We start from the raw sequence: 15474 nt of genomic DNA, 5'->3' as shown, positions 1-15474 counted from the left end.
AACTGGGATTGGCTGTCTATACTTCCCCAATTATGGTCCCGGCACGCTCCAGTGCAGGGAATGATCGGGTTGGAGAAGTCCCATGCGAGTCCTAGTTCTCGGCAGCGGCGTGATCGGCACCACCAGTGCCTGGTACCTGCGACAGGCCGGGTTTGAAGTCACGGTCATCGACCGCCAACCCGGCCCGGCGCTGGAGACCAGCTTCGCCAATGCTGGCCAGCTGTCGTTCGGCTACACCTCGCCGTGGGCAGCCCCGGGCGTGCCGAAGAAGGCGATCGGCTGGCTGTTCGAGAAGCACGCGCCGCTGGCGATCAAGCCGGGCATGGACCTGGCCCAGTACCGCTGGCTGTGGCAGATGCTGCGCAACTGCACCCACGAGCGCTACGCGATCAACAAGGCGCGCATGGTGCGCATGTCCGAGTACAGCCGCGACTGCCTGAACGAGCTGCGCGCGCAGATCGGCATCGAGTTCGAAGGCCGCGACCTGGGCACCACGCAGCTGTTCCGCACCCAGCAGCAGCTGGATGCCTCTGCGCAGGACATCGAGATCCTGGCCCAGTACGGCGTGCCGTACGAGGTGCTGGACCGCGCCGGCATCATCCAGGCCGAACCGGCCCTGGCCCATGTCGACGGCCTGGTTGGCGCGCTGCGCCTGCCGCGTGACCAGACCGGCGACTGCCAGCTGTTCACCCGGCGCCTGGCGCAGATGTGCGTGGACGCCGGCGTCGAATTCCGCTTCGACCAGGACATCACCGGCCTGGAGTTCGAGGGCGACCGCATCACCGGCGTGCGCATCGACGGCAAGCGGGAAACCGCCGACCGCTTCGTGGTCGCGCTGGGCAGCTATTCGCCGGCGCTGGTCGCACCGCTGGGCATGCACCTGCCGGTGTACCCGCTGAAGGGCTATTCGCTGACCCTGCCGATCACCGACCCGGCGATGGCGCCGACCTCGACCATCCTCGACGAGAGCTACAAGGTGGCGGTCACCCGCTTCGACGACCGCATCCGCGTCGGCGGCATGGCCGAAGTGGCCGGTTTCGACCTGTCGCTGTCGCAGCGTCGTCGCGAGACCCTGGAGCTGGTGGTCAGCGACCTCTACCCGAAGGGCGGCGACCTGTCGCGCGCACAGTTCTGGACAGGCCTGCGCCCGGCCACGCCGGACGGCACGCCGGTGATCGGCGCCACGCCGTTCCGCAACCTGTACCTCAACACCGGCCACGGCACCCTGGGCTGGACCATGGCCTGCGGCTCGGGCCGTTACCTGGCCGACCTGATGAGCGCGCGCCAGCCGCAGATCAGCACCGAAGGCCTGGATATTTTCCGCTACGGCCAGTACGGTCACGCCCCGCAACATGAGAACCGCACATGCGTCCTGCCCGCGCGCTGATCGATCTGGGCGCCCTGCGCAGCAATTACCGGCTTGCCCGTGAACTGGGCGGTGGCAAGGCCCTGGCGATCATCAAGGCCGATGCCTATGGCCATGGCGCGGTGCGCTGTGCACAGGCGCTGGAAGGCGAGGCTGATGGTTTCGGCGTGGCCACCATTGAAGAGGCGCTGGAACTGCGCCAGGCCGGGATCCGTGCGCCGATCCTGCTGCTGGAAGGCATCTTCGAACCCAGTGACATGGCGCTGGTGGCCGAGCACGATTTCTGGTTCGCGGTGGGCTCGCCGTGGCAGCTGGAAGCGCTGGTCGCATTCGACAGCCCGCGCCCGCTGACCGTGTGGCTGAAGCTGGACAGCGGCATGCATCGCCTCGGCCTGGACGTGGACAGCTTCCGCGCCGCGCATGCACGCCTGTCGGCGCTGCCGCAGGTCGAGCGCATCGTGCTGATGACCCACCTGGCGCGTGCCGACGAGCTGGACAGCGAACGCACCCATGAACAGGCGGCGACCTTCGCGCGCGCCATCGACGGCCTGGACGGCGAGACCAGCGTGTGCAATTCGCCGGCACTGCTGGGCTGGCCGGATGTACGCAGCGACTGGGTGCGCCCGGGCCTGATGCTGTACGGCGCCAATCCGCTGCCGGACAACACCGCGCTGACCGAGCGCCTGCGCCCGGTGATGACGATGCAGTCGAAGGTGATTGCCGAGCGCTGGATCGAGGCCGGTGAGCCGGTGGGCTATGGCGCACGCTTCGTGGCCAAGGCGCGCACCCGCGTGGGCGTGGTCGCGCTTGGCTATGCCGACGGTTATCCGCAGTTCGCCCCCAACGGCACGCCGGTACTGATCGATGGCCAGCCCGGCGTACTGATCGGGCGCGTGTCGATGGACATGCTGACGGTGGACCTGACCGCGCATGCGCAGGCCGGCATCGGCAGTGTGGTGGAACTGTGGGGTTCTGCGCCGACGCTGTCGGAACTGGCGCCGCGCTGCGGCGTGAGTGCCTACCAGCTGCCGTGCGCGGTCAAGCGCGTGGCGAAAGTCTACGTGTAGAGCCGAGCCCGCGCTCGGCTCTGGTAGCAGCCGACCTTGGTCGGCACCGTGCAATGCGTGTCGACCAAGGTCGACACCTGCCGGCAGGTAGAGCTGCCCGGAATCATCGTGCAGCAGTAGCCCGCGTGCTCAGCTCGCGCTTCACCCAGTCGTCGATCAGGCGCTTCTCGTAGCGCAGCGGATCGCTGTCGCTCTTCAGCCCCAGGTTGTGCAGGTAGCCGGTGTCGCTGAGCTTGGCTTCGCCCTCATCGACGATGCGACCACTGGCGTCCTTCAGCGTGTACTGCAGGGTGATCCGCGGCGGATAGATGTCGCGCATGATCCGGATGTCGCTGCCGCGCGGGCCGTGCCAGGGCTCGTAGTCGCCGGCGCGCTTGATGTCGACCAGGGTCACGTCCAGGGTCTGCCCGGGCTGCAGCGGCTTGGCCGCCGTGGTCTGCACGTAGCTGGCCAGCTGCTGCACCCAGTTGCCGCGTTCGGCCTCGAAGCGGTTGGTGCTCTGGCGGATTTCGGTGAATCCGGCTGGATCGTCCCACTTCACGCTGACCGGGCCATTGGCCTGCAGCGCGCGGGGCGCATCCGGATCGGTGACGGCGCGCGGCGCGGCGTTCGCGCTGCCCGCCATGAGGGCGCCTGCCAGCAGCAGGGCAGTGGCCAACGAGCGGTTCATGACGGTCTCCTGCGTCCCATCGACGGGGACGATGCGATTTATAGATCGAGTGTGATCCCGCTTTCCAGCCACCGCAACGGCCGATTGCGACACCGACAAGAGCGGTTGCCGCCAATTCATCGTCGTCAACCATGACTGACGGCGCTTGACGCTGTGAATACGCGCTTTGGAAGATGCTGTGCTTCCAATCCGGCCCGTCCAGACGCCCTTGTCCACACTGCCGCCCCTCGTGGAGCGCCCACCGATGATGGTGCAGGCGCCCGAACCCGACCTGCATCATGGCGTGCTTGAGCGCATCAACGCTGGTTTCTGCGTGATCCAAGTGCTGTTCGAGGGCGATCGTGCGGTCGACTATCGTTTCCTCGAGGTCAACGATGCCTTCGAGCGCCACACCGGGCTGAAGGATGCGCGTGGACAGCGCATGACCGAGCTGGAACCCAACCATGAGCAGGACTGGTTCCGCATCTACGGCGAGGTCGCACGCAGCGGCCGTCCCGCCCAGTTCGAGATGGAAGCGCGTGCGCTGGGTCGTTCGTTCGCGGTCGACGCGGTGCGCGTGGGCCGGCCAGGCGAGGACAAGGTCGGCATCCTGTTCTTCGACATCACCGCGCGCAAGCAGATGGAAGTGGAGCTGGGCGAGAGCGAAGCGCGCTTCAGCGCACTGGCCGACGGCCTGCCGATGCCGGTGTGGGTGCTCGATGAGCGCGGCCATGCCCGTTTCGTCAACAGCGCCTTCAGCGAGTTCTTCGGTGGCGACGAGACGCGTGTGCCGGAAGATGTCTGGCGCGGCCTGGTGCATCCGGACGATGCGTCGGTATTCGAATACGAACTGCAGGAAGCGCTGAAGGCGCAGCGTTCGATGCACGCGCTGGTGCGTGCGCGGCGCGCCGATGGCCAGTGGCGTTGGCTGGAGATGAACGCACGCCCGCGTTTCTCGCGGATGGGCCGCTTCATCGGCCTGGCCGGCAGCAGCCCGGACGTGACCGAACGCCGCGAGATCGAACTGGCCCGCGAGGAACTGCTGCAGTCCGAACGCGCCGCGCGCAGCGCTGCGGAGAACATGGCGCGGCTGAAGGACGAGTTCCTGGCCACGCTGTCGCATGAACTGCGTACGCCGCTGACCACCATCCTCGGGTGGAGTGAGCTGCTGCTGCAGCGTGTGGACAACACCAGCCCTCTGTACAAGGGCCTGAACGTGATCGCCAACAGCGCCGGCGCGCAGAAGCGGCTGATCTCGGACATGCTGGACCTCAGCAGCATGCTGCTGGGCAAAGTGCAGCTGGAGGTGGAAGTGCTGGACCTGCGCACGGTGCTGGGCGAGGCCATCGGCGCGCAGGAACTGGTGGCCGAAGGCAAGGCACTGGACGTGCACCTGCAGCTGCCCGAACAGCCGAGCCTGGTGCTGGGCGATGCCACGCGCCTGCAGCAGGTGTTCTGGAACCTGCTCTCGAACGCGATCAAGTTCACCCCGGCTGAAGGCCGCATCGACCTGCAGCTGCGGGCCGACGGCAACCACTGGGAGATCACCGTGCGCGACACCGGTGATGGCATCGCACCCGAATTCCTCAATCACCTGTTCAGCCGCTTCCGCCAGGCCGATGGCACCACCACCCGGCGCCATGGTGGACTGGGACTGGGCCTGGCGATCGTGCAGCAGCTGGTCGAACTGCATGGCGGCACGGTCGCTGCGGCCAGCGAGGGGCACGGCCATGGCGCTACGTTCACCGTGCGCCTGCCGCAGCACCTTCCCGATGCCGAGCGGCGCCCGCTGCGCGAAGTGATCAGCGGGCCGATCCTGGAACCGGTGATCGTCGAGCCGTATCCGCTGCGCGGCATGCACGTGCTGGCGGTGGAAGACCAGCCGGAAGTGCTGGAGTACCTGCGGCGCATGCTGGAAGAGCAGGGCGCCAGCGTGTCGGCGGCCAGTTCGGCCGGTGAGGCGCTGGCGTTGCTGGCCGACACCGGCCATCTGCAGTACCACGTGATGCTGACCGACATCGGCATGCCGGGCATGGATGGTTATGGCCTGGTGCGCACGCTGCGCGAGGACATGGGCGTGGATGCCACGACCCTGCCCGCGGTCGCCGTCACCGCGCTGGCGCGTGCCGATGACCGCCGCCGTGCGCTGGCGTCGGGTTTCCAGGAACACGTGGCCAAGCCGTACTCGGTGGCGCAGCTGGTGGCTGCGGTACGCAAGGTGCAGGTACCCCGCGCCGACAGCGCGCTGCACTGAGCATTCACGGCCGATCGGCGACCCTGCATGCAGGAGGTCGCCGATGTCCCGCATAGCTCCCCGTATCCATACCGATCCGGCGCAGATCGCGCGCCTGGAAGCCCTGCTGCCGCAGCTGGAAGGTGAAACGCAGGTGGAACTGATTCTGCACGATGGCCGTCGCCTGCTCGGCACGGTGGCCGTGAGGCCAACCGTGCAGCAGTACCGCAACGTCGCTGGTGATGAAGGCAGCAACGGCCAGCTGCGCCTGGATGACTACGACACGCCGGTGCAGCAGCACCATGTGTGGCTGGACGAGATTGCCAGCATCAACCGCCTGCCACCCAAGGCGCCTTGATCCGAGATAGAGCCGGGCCCACGCTCGGCTGGCGCCCGAGCATCTGCTCGGGCGCTACGGATGTGTCAATGCTCGAACAAGGTCGGCGTCGCTTCGAACCGGCGCGCGTAGGCGCGTTCTTCCGCCACCCGGGCCACCTCGTCATCGGCCAGGTCCGGTGCGCCATATACCGCATAGGCCACGCTGCCATCGGCGCCATGGCCGACCTGGTGCAGCCGGTAGCGCGAGTGCCCGCCGCCGGTGTCCTCGGGGTAGTGCACGGGCGGATGGCTGCCTTCCAGGTCCATTTCACTGTTGTCGACCACGCCACCGACGAACAAGGCTCGCATGCAGGTTCTCCTGGGTTTCCGGGGGAGCCTCTACCCTGAACGTTTCAATGTTTCTGGCGGATCAAGGCCCCGTTCGGGTTTCGCAAAGCGGGCCGCCGGGGCCGGCCCGGCCAAGCCGGTACAATGGACGGCCCTCACGCTTGAAGTACCCGCGCCGATGGCCTCCAGCGACGACGCCCCCCTGCAGACCCTGCTCCTGCCGTTCTCCCAAGGCGCCCTGCGCTGGCCGGAGGGCCCGGTGGCTTTCCTGCGTGCCCGCGATGGCTGGCCGCTGCGCGAAGCGGCCGGCAACCGCGAGCTGCACTGCGAACAGAGCTTTGCCCCGTTCGCGCAGCCGCTGCGGCTGGCCGCCGGCTGGACCGTCAGCGGCCAGCTGGACGATGTGGCCGGCAAGGGCCGTTACCCGCTGGTGCTGGTGCTGCCACCGCGCCAGCGTGAAGAAGCCCGTGCGCTGTTCGCCCGCGCGTTGGCGCTGGTCGCCGAGGGCGGCCGCATCGTTGCCTGCCAGGCCAACAACGAAGGCGCGCGCTCCGGTGAAGGCGACCTCAAGCAGCTGGCCGGTCTCGGCGGCTGCCTGACCAAGAACCACTGCCGCGTGTACTGGACCGCCCCGCTGCAGGGCCAGCACGACGCCGACCTGGCCAAGCGCTGGTCGGCGCTGGATGCGGTGCGCCCGATCATGGGCGGACGCTTCCTCAGCCGCCCGGGCGTGTTCGCCTGGGACCGCATCGATCCGGCATCGGCGCTGCTGGCCGAGCACCTGCCGGCCGACCTGGCCGGCCGCGCCGCCGACCTTGGCGCCGGCTACGGCTATCTCTCGCGCGAGCTGCTGGAACGCTGCCCGAAGATCACCGCGCTGGACCTGTACGAGGCCGAGCAGCGTGCGCTGGCCCTGGCCGAACTGAACCTGGCGCCGCCGCCGCGCGCGCTGCCGCTGCGCTTCCTGTGGCGCGACGTCACCGCCGGCATCGAGCCGGGCTACGACGTCATCATCAGCAACCCGCCGTTCCACACGCCGTCGCGTGCCGACCGCCCGGACATCGGCCAGCGCTTCATCGCCGTGGCCGCGCAGGCGCTGCGCCCGGGCGGGCGCCTGTACGTGGTGGCCAACCGCCATCTGCCGTACGAGCACACCCTCAACGACAGCTTCGGTGCGGTGCGCGTGGTCGCCGAGCGCGACGGTTTCAAGCTGGTTGAAGCAGTGAAGGGGAAGGGCAAGTGAAGCTGGTCAAGCTGATCGCCAACCTGGGCTATGGCAGCCGCAAGCAGGTGCAGTGGATGTTCCGCGAAGGCCGCGTCACCGACGCCGACGGTGAGGTGCTGTACGCCGATGACCAGGTGCCGCACGAGGCGATCCGCGTCGATGGCGAGCCGCTGGACCCGCCGGTGGGGCTGTCGATCGCGCTGCACAAGCCCGCCGGCTACACCTGTTCGACCAAGGACACCGGCCGCCTGATCTACGACCTGCTGCCGCCGCGCTTCCGCGACCGTGATCCGGTGCTGTCCACGGTGGGCCGCCTCGACCGCGAGACCAGTGGCCTGCTGCTGCTGACCGACGATGGCGGCCTGCTGCACCGGATCATCTCGCCGAAGTCGAAGCTGCCGAAGGTCTACGAAGTCGAGTTGAGCGAGGACCTGCGCGGCGACGAAGTGGCGTTGTTCGCCAGCGGCACGCTGATGCTGGAGTCCGAGAAGACGCCCCTGCTGCCGGCTGAACTCGAAGTGCTGGAGGCGCGTCGCGCACGCCTGGTACTGCATGAAGGCCGCTACCATCAGGTACGCCGCATGTTCGCCGCCACCGGCAACCACGTGCAGGCCCTGCACCGCAGCCGCGTCGGCGGGCTGGACCTGCAGGGGCTGGACGAAGGGCAATGGCGGCAGCTCACTTCCACCGACCTGGATACGTTGTTCGCTCCATGACCCCCTTCGCTGCGCTGCCGTTCCTGCCCGACGCCGTCATCTTCGACATGGACGGCCTGATGATCGACAGCGAGCGGGTCTCGCTGGCCTGCTGGAGCGAGGCCGCCGACGAATTCGGGCTGGGCCTGGAGGAAGCGGTGTTCCTGCGCATGGTCGGCCTCGGCGACCACGATACGCATGCGTTGCTGCGCGCGCAGGGCATCGAGGACAGCGTGATCGACGCGGTGGCGGCACGTTGCCATGAACTGTACGAAGCACGCACGCAGACCGGGCTGCCGCTGCGGCCGGGCATCCTGGAGCTGCTGGAGCTGCTGAAGGCGCACGCGGTACCGCGTGCGGTGGCGACCACCACGCGGCAGCCGCGCGCCAACCGCAAGTTGGCGGCCGCAGGCCTGCTGCCGTACTTCGATGCCGTGATCACCAGTGGTGATGTAGCGCGGCCGAAGCCCGCGCCGGATATCTACCTGCTGGCCGCGCAGCGGCTGGGCCAGGCGCCCGAACGTTGCCTGGCGCTGGAAGATTCACCGGCCGGCACGCGGGCCGCACTGGCCGCCGGCATGACCGTGATCCAGGTGCCGGACCTGGTGCATCCGGATGAAGAGCTGCGCGCACTGGGCCACCGCATCGTCGGCTCGCTGGTGGACGCGCACGCCCTGCTGCTGCCGCTGCTGCCGAAGTAGCGGTGGGTGCCGACCTTGGTTGGCACTGAGCCGGGCATGGGTTCGGCTCCACATCTTCTGGTGGGTGCCGACCGTTGGTCGGCACACCTGTTCAATCACACCCGCCCGAACACCAGCGCAGCGTTGGTGCCACCGAAGCCGAAGCTGTTGGACATCACCGTGTCCAGCTTCTGCTCGCGGCTCTCGCGCAGGATCGGGAAGCTCTCCACCTTCGGGTCCAGCTCGCCGATGTTGGCCGAACCGGCGACGAAGCCATCGCGCATCATCAGCAGGCAGTAGATCGCCTCGTGCACGCTGGCCGCGCCCAGCGAATGGCCGGACAGCGCCTTGGTCGAGGACAGCGGTGGTACCGCATCGCCGAACACTTCACGGATCGCGTTGAGCTCGGTGACATCGCCCAGCGGGGTCGAGGTGCCGTGGGTGTTGAGGTAGTCCAGCGGGCGATCGACGCCCTGCAGTGCCATCTTCATGCAGCGCACCGCGCCCTCGCCGGACGGCGCGACCATGTCGGCGCCATCGGAGGTCACGCCGTAGCCGATCAGCTCGGCATGGATGCGCGCGCCACGCGCAACGGCGTGGTCGTAGTCCTCCAGCACCAGCATGCCGCCGCCACCGGCGATGACGAAGCCGTCGCGGTCCTTGTCGTACGGACGCGAGGCGCTGGCCGGGGTCTCGTTGAAGCTGGTCGACAGCGCGCCCATCGCATCGAACATCACGCTCATCGACCAGTGCAGGTCTTCACCGCCACCGGCGAACATGATGTCCTGCGCACCGTGGCGGATCATGTCCGCGGCAGCGCCGATGCAGTGCGCCGAGGTCGCGCAGGCGGCCGACAGCGAGTAGCTGACGCCCTTGATCTGGTAGGCCGTGGCCAGGCAGGCCGAGACCGTCGAGCACATCGTGCGCGGCACCATGTACGGGCCGACCTTGCGCACGCCACGTTCGCGCAGCAGGTCGACCGCGCCGATCTGCCATTCGCTGGAGCCGCCGCCGGAACCGGCGATCAGGCCGGTGCGCAGGTTGCTGACCTGCTCGGGGCTGAGCCCGGCATCGGCGATGGCATCGCGCATGGACAGGTAAGCGAAGGCCGCCGCATCGCTCATGAAGCGCTTCTGCTTGCGGTCGATCAGCGCCTCCAGATCGAGGTCGACGCGACCGCCGACCTGGCTGCGCAGGCCCGCTTCGGCATGGTCGGCCAAGGCGGTGATGCCCGAGCGCCCTTCGCGCAGCGCGGCCGAAACGGTATCCAGATCATTGCCGAGGCAGGACGTGATGCCCATGCCGGTGATGACGACGCGACGCATCAGAAGCTCCCGGTTTCAGTGAACAGGCCGACGCGCAGGTCGCGCGCGCTGTAGATTTCGCGGTCATCCACGTACATGCGGGCGTCCGACTGGGCCATCACCAGCTTGCGGTTGATGACACGGCTGATGTCGATCTCGTAGCGCACGAGCTTGGCGTCCGGCAGTACCTGGCCGGTGAACTTCACCTCGCCGCAGCCGAGTGCGCGGCCCTTGCCGGGGGCACCCAGCCAGGTCAGGAAGAAGCCGGTCAGCTGCCACATGGCGTCCAGGCCCAGGCAGCCGGGCATCACCGGGTCGCCGATGAAGTGGCAGCCGAAGAACCACAGGTCCGGGCGGATATCCAGCTCGGCGCGTACCATGCCCTTGCCGTGCGGTCCGCCGTCCTCGTGGATGTCGGTGATGCGGTCGAACATCAGCATCGGATCGTTGGGCAAACGGCCGGCGGCGGTGCCGAACAGTTCACCGCGTGCGCTGGCCAGCAGCTGTTCGCGGTTGAACGCGTGGAGACGGGTCATGAAGCACAATCCTGGAAGCGGGGAAACAGGGAAACAAGCGTTCGAGGATGCCCGTGGAAACTGCGCCGATCAAACATTTCAACCGTACGCAACCGTAGTGTTTTCAATGGAATACGCGCATCCTGTTGATGTGCAACGACCATACTTCGGCGTGTGGCCCGTTCGGCACGCCCCCGCCCTTTCCGCCTGACATGACCCGACTGCGCAAGATCATCCACGTCGACATGGACGCGTTCTACGCGTCGGTGGAGCAGCGCGACGATCCGTCACTGCGCGGCAAGCCGGTGGTTGTGGCATGGCGCGGCGCGCGCTCGGTGGTGTGTGCGGCGTCCTACGAGGCACGCGTGTTCGGCGTGCGTTCGGCGATGCCGGCGCTGCGCGCCGAACGCCTGTGTCCGGACGCGATCTTCGTGCCGCCGGACTTTGCACGTTACAAGGCGGTGTCACGCCAGGTACGCGAGATATTCCTGCGCCACACCGACCTGGTCGAGCCGTTGTCGCTGGACGAGGCCTACCTGGACGTGACCGAGCCGAAGAGCGGCATCGAACTGGCCACCGACATCGCCCGCACCATCCGTGCGCAGATCCGCGAGGAGACGAACCTGACCGCTTCAGCCGGGATCGCGCCGAACAAGTTCCTGGCCAAGATCGCTTCGGACTGGCGCAAGCCCGATGGCCAGTTCGTGATTCCACCGCAGCGGGTGGACGCCTTCCTGCTGCCGCTGCCGGTGAACCGGGTGCCAGGCGTCGGCAAGGTGATGGAAGGCAAACTTGCCGCGCGTGGCATCGTCACCTGCGGCGACCTGCGGCAGTGGTCCCTGGTCGACCTGGAAGAGGCGTTCGGCAGTTTCGGCCGCAGCCTGTACAACCGTGCACGCGGCATCGACGAGCGGCCGGTGGAACCGGACCAGCAGGTGCAGTCGATCTCCTCGGAGGACACCTTTGCCGAGGACCTGTTGCTGGAAGACCTGGGCGAGGCGATCGTGCAGCTGGCGGAGAAGACCTGGAATGCCACGCGCAAGACCGAACGCGTCGGCCACACCGTGGTGCTGAAGCTGAAGACCGCGCAGTTCCGCATCCTCACCCGCAGTTTCACCCCGGAGCGCCCGCCGGAATCGATGGAAGAACTGCGCGACATCGCACTGGCCCTGCGCGCCCGCGTCGACCTGCCGGCGGAGACGCGTTACCGCCTGGTCGGCGTCGGGCTGGGTGGGTTCCGCGAAAAGGAGGCCATGGTGCAGGGGGAATTGTTCGAGCACGGACCGAGCGATTCCACATCCCTCTGATCGGCAAAGGCGGGGTCAGAGCCCGTTGCGCAGCAACGGGATCCGACCCCAGCAGATTGCCGAGATCTGTCGAAGGCGAGGTGGGTCCGGTTGCGGGGGCGTGAGCGGCATGGATGCCGCGACCAAGCCCCCATGGACGGGTTCACGGCGTCCCCTGCCATCGGACCCACCCCGCCAACCCACAGATATCCAGCTGTTGCCGTTGCATTGAGCAGGTGCAGGGCGCAGCCCTGCAAAACAACCCTTTACCTCAAGGCCACTGCATCTCGCCCTTGGCCACTTTCGCACTCAGCTCCAGCGATGCCACGCCATCCAGCTTCGGGTAGCGCGACTGCATTGCTTTCACCAGCGCCGCACTGTCCCTGGCCTTTGCCGTCTCGGCATCGAACGCGCGGATGTAGTCCGCGGTGAAGCGCAACGCACTGGCATCCAGCGCCGCACCCGGCGCGTAATGCCCCGGCACCACCACCTTCGGCTTCAGTGCCTGCAACCGCTGCAGGGTCTGCAGCCAGTCGGTGTGCGACTTCGGCGTCTGCGTGTCGGCCATCCACACGTGCTCGCCGGCCACCACCGGAATGCCACCGACGATCGCGCGCAGCGACGGCACCCACAGCACCGTGCGGTCCGGGGTCGGGCCATCCAGGCCGATCAGCGGCAGGCGCTGGCCTTCCAGCTCCAGGGCATCGCCATCCAGCACCTGCGGCAGCACGATGCGCGCGGGCACGTCGGCACCCATCTTCGGTCCCCAGTAGGCCAGCTTGCCGGCCTGGGTCTGCTGGATATGGGCGACGGTCTGCGCGGTGGCGACGATGCGCGCCTGCGGGAACGCGTCCTGCAGGGTAGCCAGGCCGAAGTAGTAGTCCGGATCACCGTGGCTGATGTAGATCGTTGTCAGCTGCTTGCCGCTGGCGCGGATCAGCTCGACCAGCTTGCGCGCATCGCTGGCACCAAACTGCGCATTGACCAGGATCGCGTCGTGGCGGCCTTCGATCAGCACCGAGGACACCGAGAACATTGCCTGCGGGCCGGGATGGAAGGTCTGCAGGTGCAGCTGGGATTTCGTCGCCGCCGCCGGCGCCGTGGTGGCCGGTGCGGCCAGCAGCGGCGCACTGGTGAAGCTGGCGGCCAGGGCGAGGGGAAGCAGCAGGGCAGCGGTACGCATGGGAATTCCTTGTGTAGAGCCGGGCCAATGCCCGGCTGCATGTTCGCGTAGAGCCGAGCGCGGGCTTGGCTCTACATGGGACGTGCGTGGATCAATACGCTGCGGTGATGATCTGCTTCGGATACGCGTGCGCTTCCAGTTCGGCGACGAACGCCGCGCCATAGTCGGCGTAGCTGATGCGGCTGTGGCCGCTGGTATCGGCCAGGAACGCCTTGGGCTGCACGCGGTACTGGCCGCGCTCTTCACCCGGGCCGATTTCGGCGGCCGGCGAGAAGAAGGTCCAGTCCAGGTCGTCCACTGCCTGCAGGCGGTTGAACGCCTCGCGGTGGGCCAGCGCGTACGGCTTGTAGGCCTCCGGGAAGGTGGGGGTGTCGACCAGCTGCACGCCGGGTGCGACTTCCAGGCTGCCGGCACCGCCAACCACCACCAGGCGCGGCACGCCGGCCTTGCGCGCGGCAGCCGCCAGCTGCGCGGCGACCTCGCCGACGCGGCCGATGTCATCGCCCGGGCGCGGGCCGTAGGCACTGGCGAGCACGTCGTGGCCGGCGATGGCGGCAACCAGCGCGTCCTGGTCATCCAGCGAGGCGATCACCGGATGGGCACCGGCCAGCTCGGCCGGGAGGTCCTGCGCGCTGCGCACGATGACGGTGAGTTCGTGGCCGCGGGCCAGCGCGTGGCGGGCGATCTGGCGGCCGATGTTGCCGGTGGAACCAACGAGGGCGATCTTCATGGCAGGACTCCGTGGGGCGCTGTGGGGTGGGAATGGCGCCACTCTAGGCCGCTGCAGTCGCTCGAAAAACAGCGTATAACGCGCTTGTTTGTTGCATGGATCGAGCATATGGACCGATTGACCGCCATGACCGTGTTCGTCGAGGTGGCCGAGCGCGGCAGCCTGACCGCGGCGGCAGAGGTGCTGGACATGTCGCGGGCGATGGTCAGCCGCTACCTGGCTGAGGTCGAGGGCTGGCTGGGCGCACGCCTGCTGCACCGGACCACGCGCCGGGTCAGCCTGACCGGCCCGGGCGAGGCGGCGCTGGCGCGCTTCCGGCAGATGCTGGCGATCGGCGAGGAACTGCAGGGCGAGCTGGCCAGCGATGATCCGGAGCCGCATGGCACGCTGCGGGTGACTGCCAGCGTGTCGTTCGGGCAGAGCCACCTGGCGCGGGCGGTGGCCGGCTTTGTTGCGCGCCATCCGGCGGCACGCATCGAGCTGCTGCTGGTCGACCGCACGGTGAACCTGGTGGAGGAGCGGGTGGACCTGGCCGTGCGCATCGCGCGCCAGATCGATCCCAGCCTGATCGCGCGGCGGCTGGCCACCTGCCGCTCGGTGCTGTGCGCGACGCCGTCCTACCTGCAGGCACGCGGCACGCCGACTGCTCCCGAGCATCTGGCCGCGCACAACTGCCTGACCCACCACTACGTCGGCAAGAGCCTGTGGCAGCTGCACCGGGACGGCCGTTCGCTGTCGGTGGCGGTAGGCGGCAACATCAGCGCCAACGAGGCCTCGCTGCTGCTGGAGGCGGTGCGGGCCGGTGCCGGTATCGCCATGCTGCCGACCTACCAGGTGGCGCCGCTGCTGCGTACCGGCGAGCTGATCGAACTGCTGCCCGAATTCAGCCTGGACGAACTCGGCATTCATGCCGTGTACGCGTCACGACGACAGCAGCCCGCTATCATGCGGCGATTCCTGGACTACCTGGCCGAGTGTTTCGCCAGCCCGGCCTTCCAGGATCTGGATTGGCGCCCACCGGGCAAGGAGAACACATGAACCATGGACAGGCCTTGATCGACCACAACCGTGCTGCCTGGGACCGCCAGGCCAGCGAAGTGCGCGAATGGTCGCGCCCGGTGGAAAGTTCAACCATTGCCGCCGCGCGCGAAGGCCGCTGGCAGGTGCATCTGACCCCACGCGCGCTGCCATTGGACTGGCTGGGCGATGTGCGTGGCCGCCGCATCCTGTGCCTGGCCTCGGGCGGGGGCCAGCAGGCACCGGTGCTGGCCGCTGCGGGCGCCGACGTCACCGTGTTCGATCTCTCCGACGGGCAGCTGGAACAGGACCGCAGCGTGGCGGCGCGCGATGGACTGCAGCTGCGCACGGTGCAGGGCGACATGCGCGACCTGCACGTATTCGCCAACGACAGCTTCGACGTGGTGTTCCATCCGATCTCCAACCTGTACGTACCCGACGTGCGCCCGGTGTGGACCGAATGCCGCCGCGTGCTGGCGCGCGACGGCATGTTGATGGCCAGCTTCTACAACCCGGTGCTGTTCGTCGGCGCGCGCGATCCGCAGCTCGATGCGCAGGGCCTGATCCGGCCGCAGTACGCCATTCCCTATTCGGACCTGGAAGACCTGCCCGCCGCAGAACGTGAGGCGAAACTCGGCCGCGGCGATGCGCTGACCTTTGGCCACAGCCTGACCGAACTGATCGGCGGGCAGCTGGATGCGGGGTTCGTCATCGATCGCTTCATGGAAGACTGGCAGCCGCAGCCGCGCTTCCTGATCGACCGCTACCTGCCAACGTTCCTGGCCACCCGCGCACGCCGGATCGGTTGAGGCGGATCGGCGCAGAAACCAGCGGCGTACAATGGGCGGCCCCACGTCG

16 protein-coding genes are annotated in these 15474 nt (G+C 68.0%); 10 read left to right on the top strand and 6 right to left on the bottom strand.

Annotated features, from left to right (window positions below; translation table 11 throughout):
• Positions 1-82: 82 nt before the first annotated feature.
• Together VG556_RS16130 and alr are read left to right on the top strand one after the other, a co-directional pair.
• The gene (locus tag VG556_RS16130; protein WP_014645803.1) at positions 83-1387 is read left to right on the top strand and encodes a D-amino acid dehydrogenase; all 1305 of its coding nucleotides are present in this window, start codon (positions 83-85) and stop codon (positions 1385-1387) included.
• Positions 1366-2433, top strand: a complete 1068-nt coding sequence (gene alr, locus VG556_RS16125; protein ID WP_014645804.1) for an alanine racemase — start codon at positions 1366-1368, stop codon at positions 2431-2433. The genes VG556_RS16130 and alr overlap by 22 nt, the downstream gene beginning before the upstream one ends.
• A gap of 103 nt (positions 2434-2536) precedes the next feature.
• Here alr and VG556_RS16120 read toward each other — a convergent pair whose 3' ends face one another.
• Positions 2537-3103 carry a DUF3016 domain-containing protein gene (locus VG556_RS16120; RefSeq protein ID WP_014645805.1) on the bottom strand — a complete coding sequence of 189 codons (567 nt, stop codon included), beginning with the start codon at positions 3101-3103 and terminating at the stop codon, positions 2537-2539.
• Between the two features lie 244 nt (positions 3104-3347).
• Here VG556_RS16120 and VG556_RS16115 point away from each other — a divergent pair, with 244 nt between their 5' ends.
• Together VG556_RS16115 and VG556_RS16110 are read left to right on the top strand one after the other, a co-directional pair.
• The gene (locus tag VG556_RS16115) at positions 3348-5336 is read left to right on the top strand and encodes a hybrid sensor histidine kinase/response regulator (protein ID WP_014645806.1); all 1989 of its coding nucleotides are present in this window, start codon (positions 3348-3350) and stop codon (positions 5334-5336) included.
• 43 nt (positions 5337-5379) lie between these two features.
• Positions 5380-5673, top strand: a complete 294-nt coding sequence (locus VG556_RS16110; protein WP_032959238.1) for a DUF3247 family protein — start codon at positions 5380-5382, stop codon at positions 5671-5673.
• Positions 5674-5738: 65 nt separating this feature from the next.
• On the opposite strand, the gene VG556_RS16105 is transcribed toward VG556_RS16110, so the two are convergent.
• A complete protein-coding gene (locus VG556_RS16105) occupies positions 5739-6002 on the bottom strand; it encodes a hypothetical protein (protein WP_005407925.1) in 264 nt (87 codons plus the stop codon).
• A 157-nt stretch (positions 6003-6159) separates the two neighbouring features.
• Between VG556_RS16105 and VG556_RS16100 the strand changes: the two genes are divergently transcribed.
• The 3 genes from VG556_RS16100 to VG556_RS16090 are packed head-to-tail and all read left to right on the top strand — an operon-like array spanning position 6160 to position 8602.
• Positions 6160-7224 carry a class I SAM-dependent methyltransferase gene (locus tag VG556_RS16100; RefSeq protein WP_100449310.1) on the top strand — a complete coding sequence of 355 codons (1065 nt, stop codon included), beginning with the start codon at positions 6160-6162 and terminating at the stop codon, positions 7222-7224.
• A complete protein-coding gene (locus tag VG556_RS16095) occupies positions 7221-7922 on the top strand; it encodes a pseudouridine synthase (protein ID WP_014645809.1) in 702 nt (233 codons plus the stop codon). The genes VG556_RS16100 and VG556_RS16095 overlap by 4 nt, the downstream gene beginning before the upstream one ends.
• On the top strand, positions 7919-8602 hold the full coding sequence (locus tag VG556_RS16090) for an HAD family hydrolase (RefSeq protein ID WP_014645810.1): 684 nt from the start codon (positions 7919-7921) through the stop codon (positions 8600-8602). Before VG556_RS16095 ends, VG556_RS16090 begins: the two co-directional genes overlap by 4 nt.
• Positions 8603-8697: 95 nt before the next feature.
• Here VG556_RS16090 and fabB read toward each other — a convergent pair whose 3' ends face one another.
• Positions 8698-9906 (bottom strand): beta-ketoacyl-ACP synthase I, encoded by a 1209-nt coding sequence (gene fabB / locus VG556_RS16085; RefSeq protein WP_049408278.1) that lies wholly within the window; start codon positions 9904-9906, stop codon positions 8698-8700.
• Complete coding sequence (gene fabA / locus VG556_RS16080) at positions 9906-10421, bottom strand: 3-hydroxyacyl-[acyl-carrier-protein] dehydratase FabA (RefSeq protein WP_014035851.1); 516 nt, start codon at positions 10419-10421, stop codon at positions 9906-9908. Before fabA ends, fabB begins: the two co-directional genes overlap by 1 nt.
• Before the next feature lie 191 nt (positions 10422-10612).
• Between fabA and dinB the strand changes: the two genes are divergently transcribed.
• Positions 10613-11707, top strand: a complete 1095-nt coding sequence (gene dinB, locus VG556_RS16075; protein WP_049408302.1) for a DNA polymerase IV — start codon at positions 10613-10615, stop codon at positions 11705-11707.
• A 250-nt stretch (positions 11708-11957) separates the two neighbouring features.
• Here the strand turns inward: dinB and VG556_RS16070 are convergent, their stop codons facing one another.
• Together VG556_RS16070 and VG556_RS16065 are read right to left on the bottom strand one after the other, a co-directional pair.
• Complete coding sequence (locus VG556_RS16070; protein WP_049408276.1) at positions 11958-12869, bottom strand: MBL fold metallo-hydrolase; 912 nt, start codon at positions 12867-12869, stop codon at positions 11958-11960.
• A 91-nt stretch (positions 12870-12960) separates the two neighbouring features.
• A complete protein-coding gene (locus VG556_RS16065; protein WP_032959230.1) occupies positions 12961-13599 on the bottom strand; it encodes an NAD(P)-dependent oxidoreductase in 639 nt (212 codons plus the stop codon).
• Between the two features lie 108 nt (positions 13600-13707).
• On the opposite strand from VG556_RS16065, the gene VG556_RS16060 reads away from it, so the two are divergent.
• The gene (locus VG556_RS16060) at positions 13708-14637 is read left to right on the top strand and encodes a LysR family transcriptional regulator (RefSeq protein WP_014645815.1); all 930 of its coding nucleotides are present in this window, start codon (positions 13708-13710) and stop codon (positions 14635-14637) included.
• Positions 14634-15425 carry a class I SAM-dependent methyltransferase gene (locus tag VG556_RS16055; RefSeq protein ID WP_014645816.1) on the top strand — a complete coding sequence of 264 codons (792 nt, stop codon included), beginning with the start codon at positions 14634-14636 and terminating at the stop codon, positions 15423-15425. Before VG556_RS16060 ends, VG556_RS16055 begins: the two co-directional genes overlap by 4 nt.
• The last annotated feature ends 49 nt before the right edge of the window (positions 15426-15474 follow it).

The organism is Stenotrophomonas sp. CASM106 (genome assembly GCF_049384825.1).
In the GTDB taxonomy this organism is placed as follows: Bacteria; Pseudomonadota; Gammaproteobacteria; order Xanthomonadales; family Xanthomonadaceae; genus Stenotrophomonas; species Stenotrophomonas muris.
Note: the sequence above shows the minus strand (reverse complement) of the source record. Positions and strands in the feature narration are given on the sequence as shown.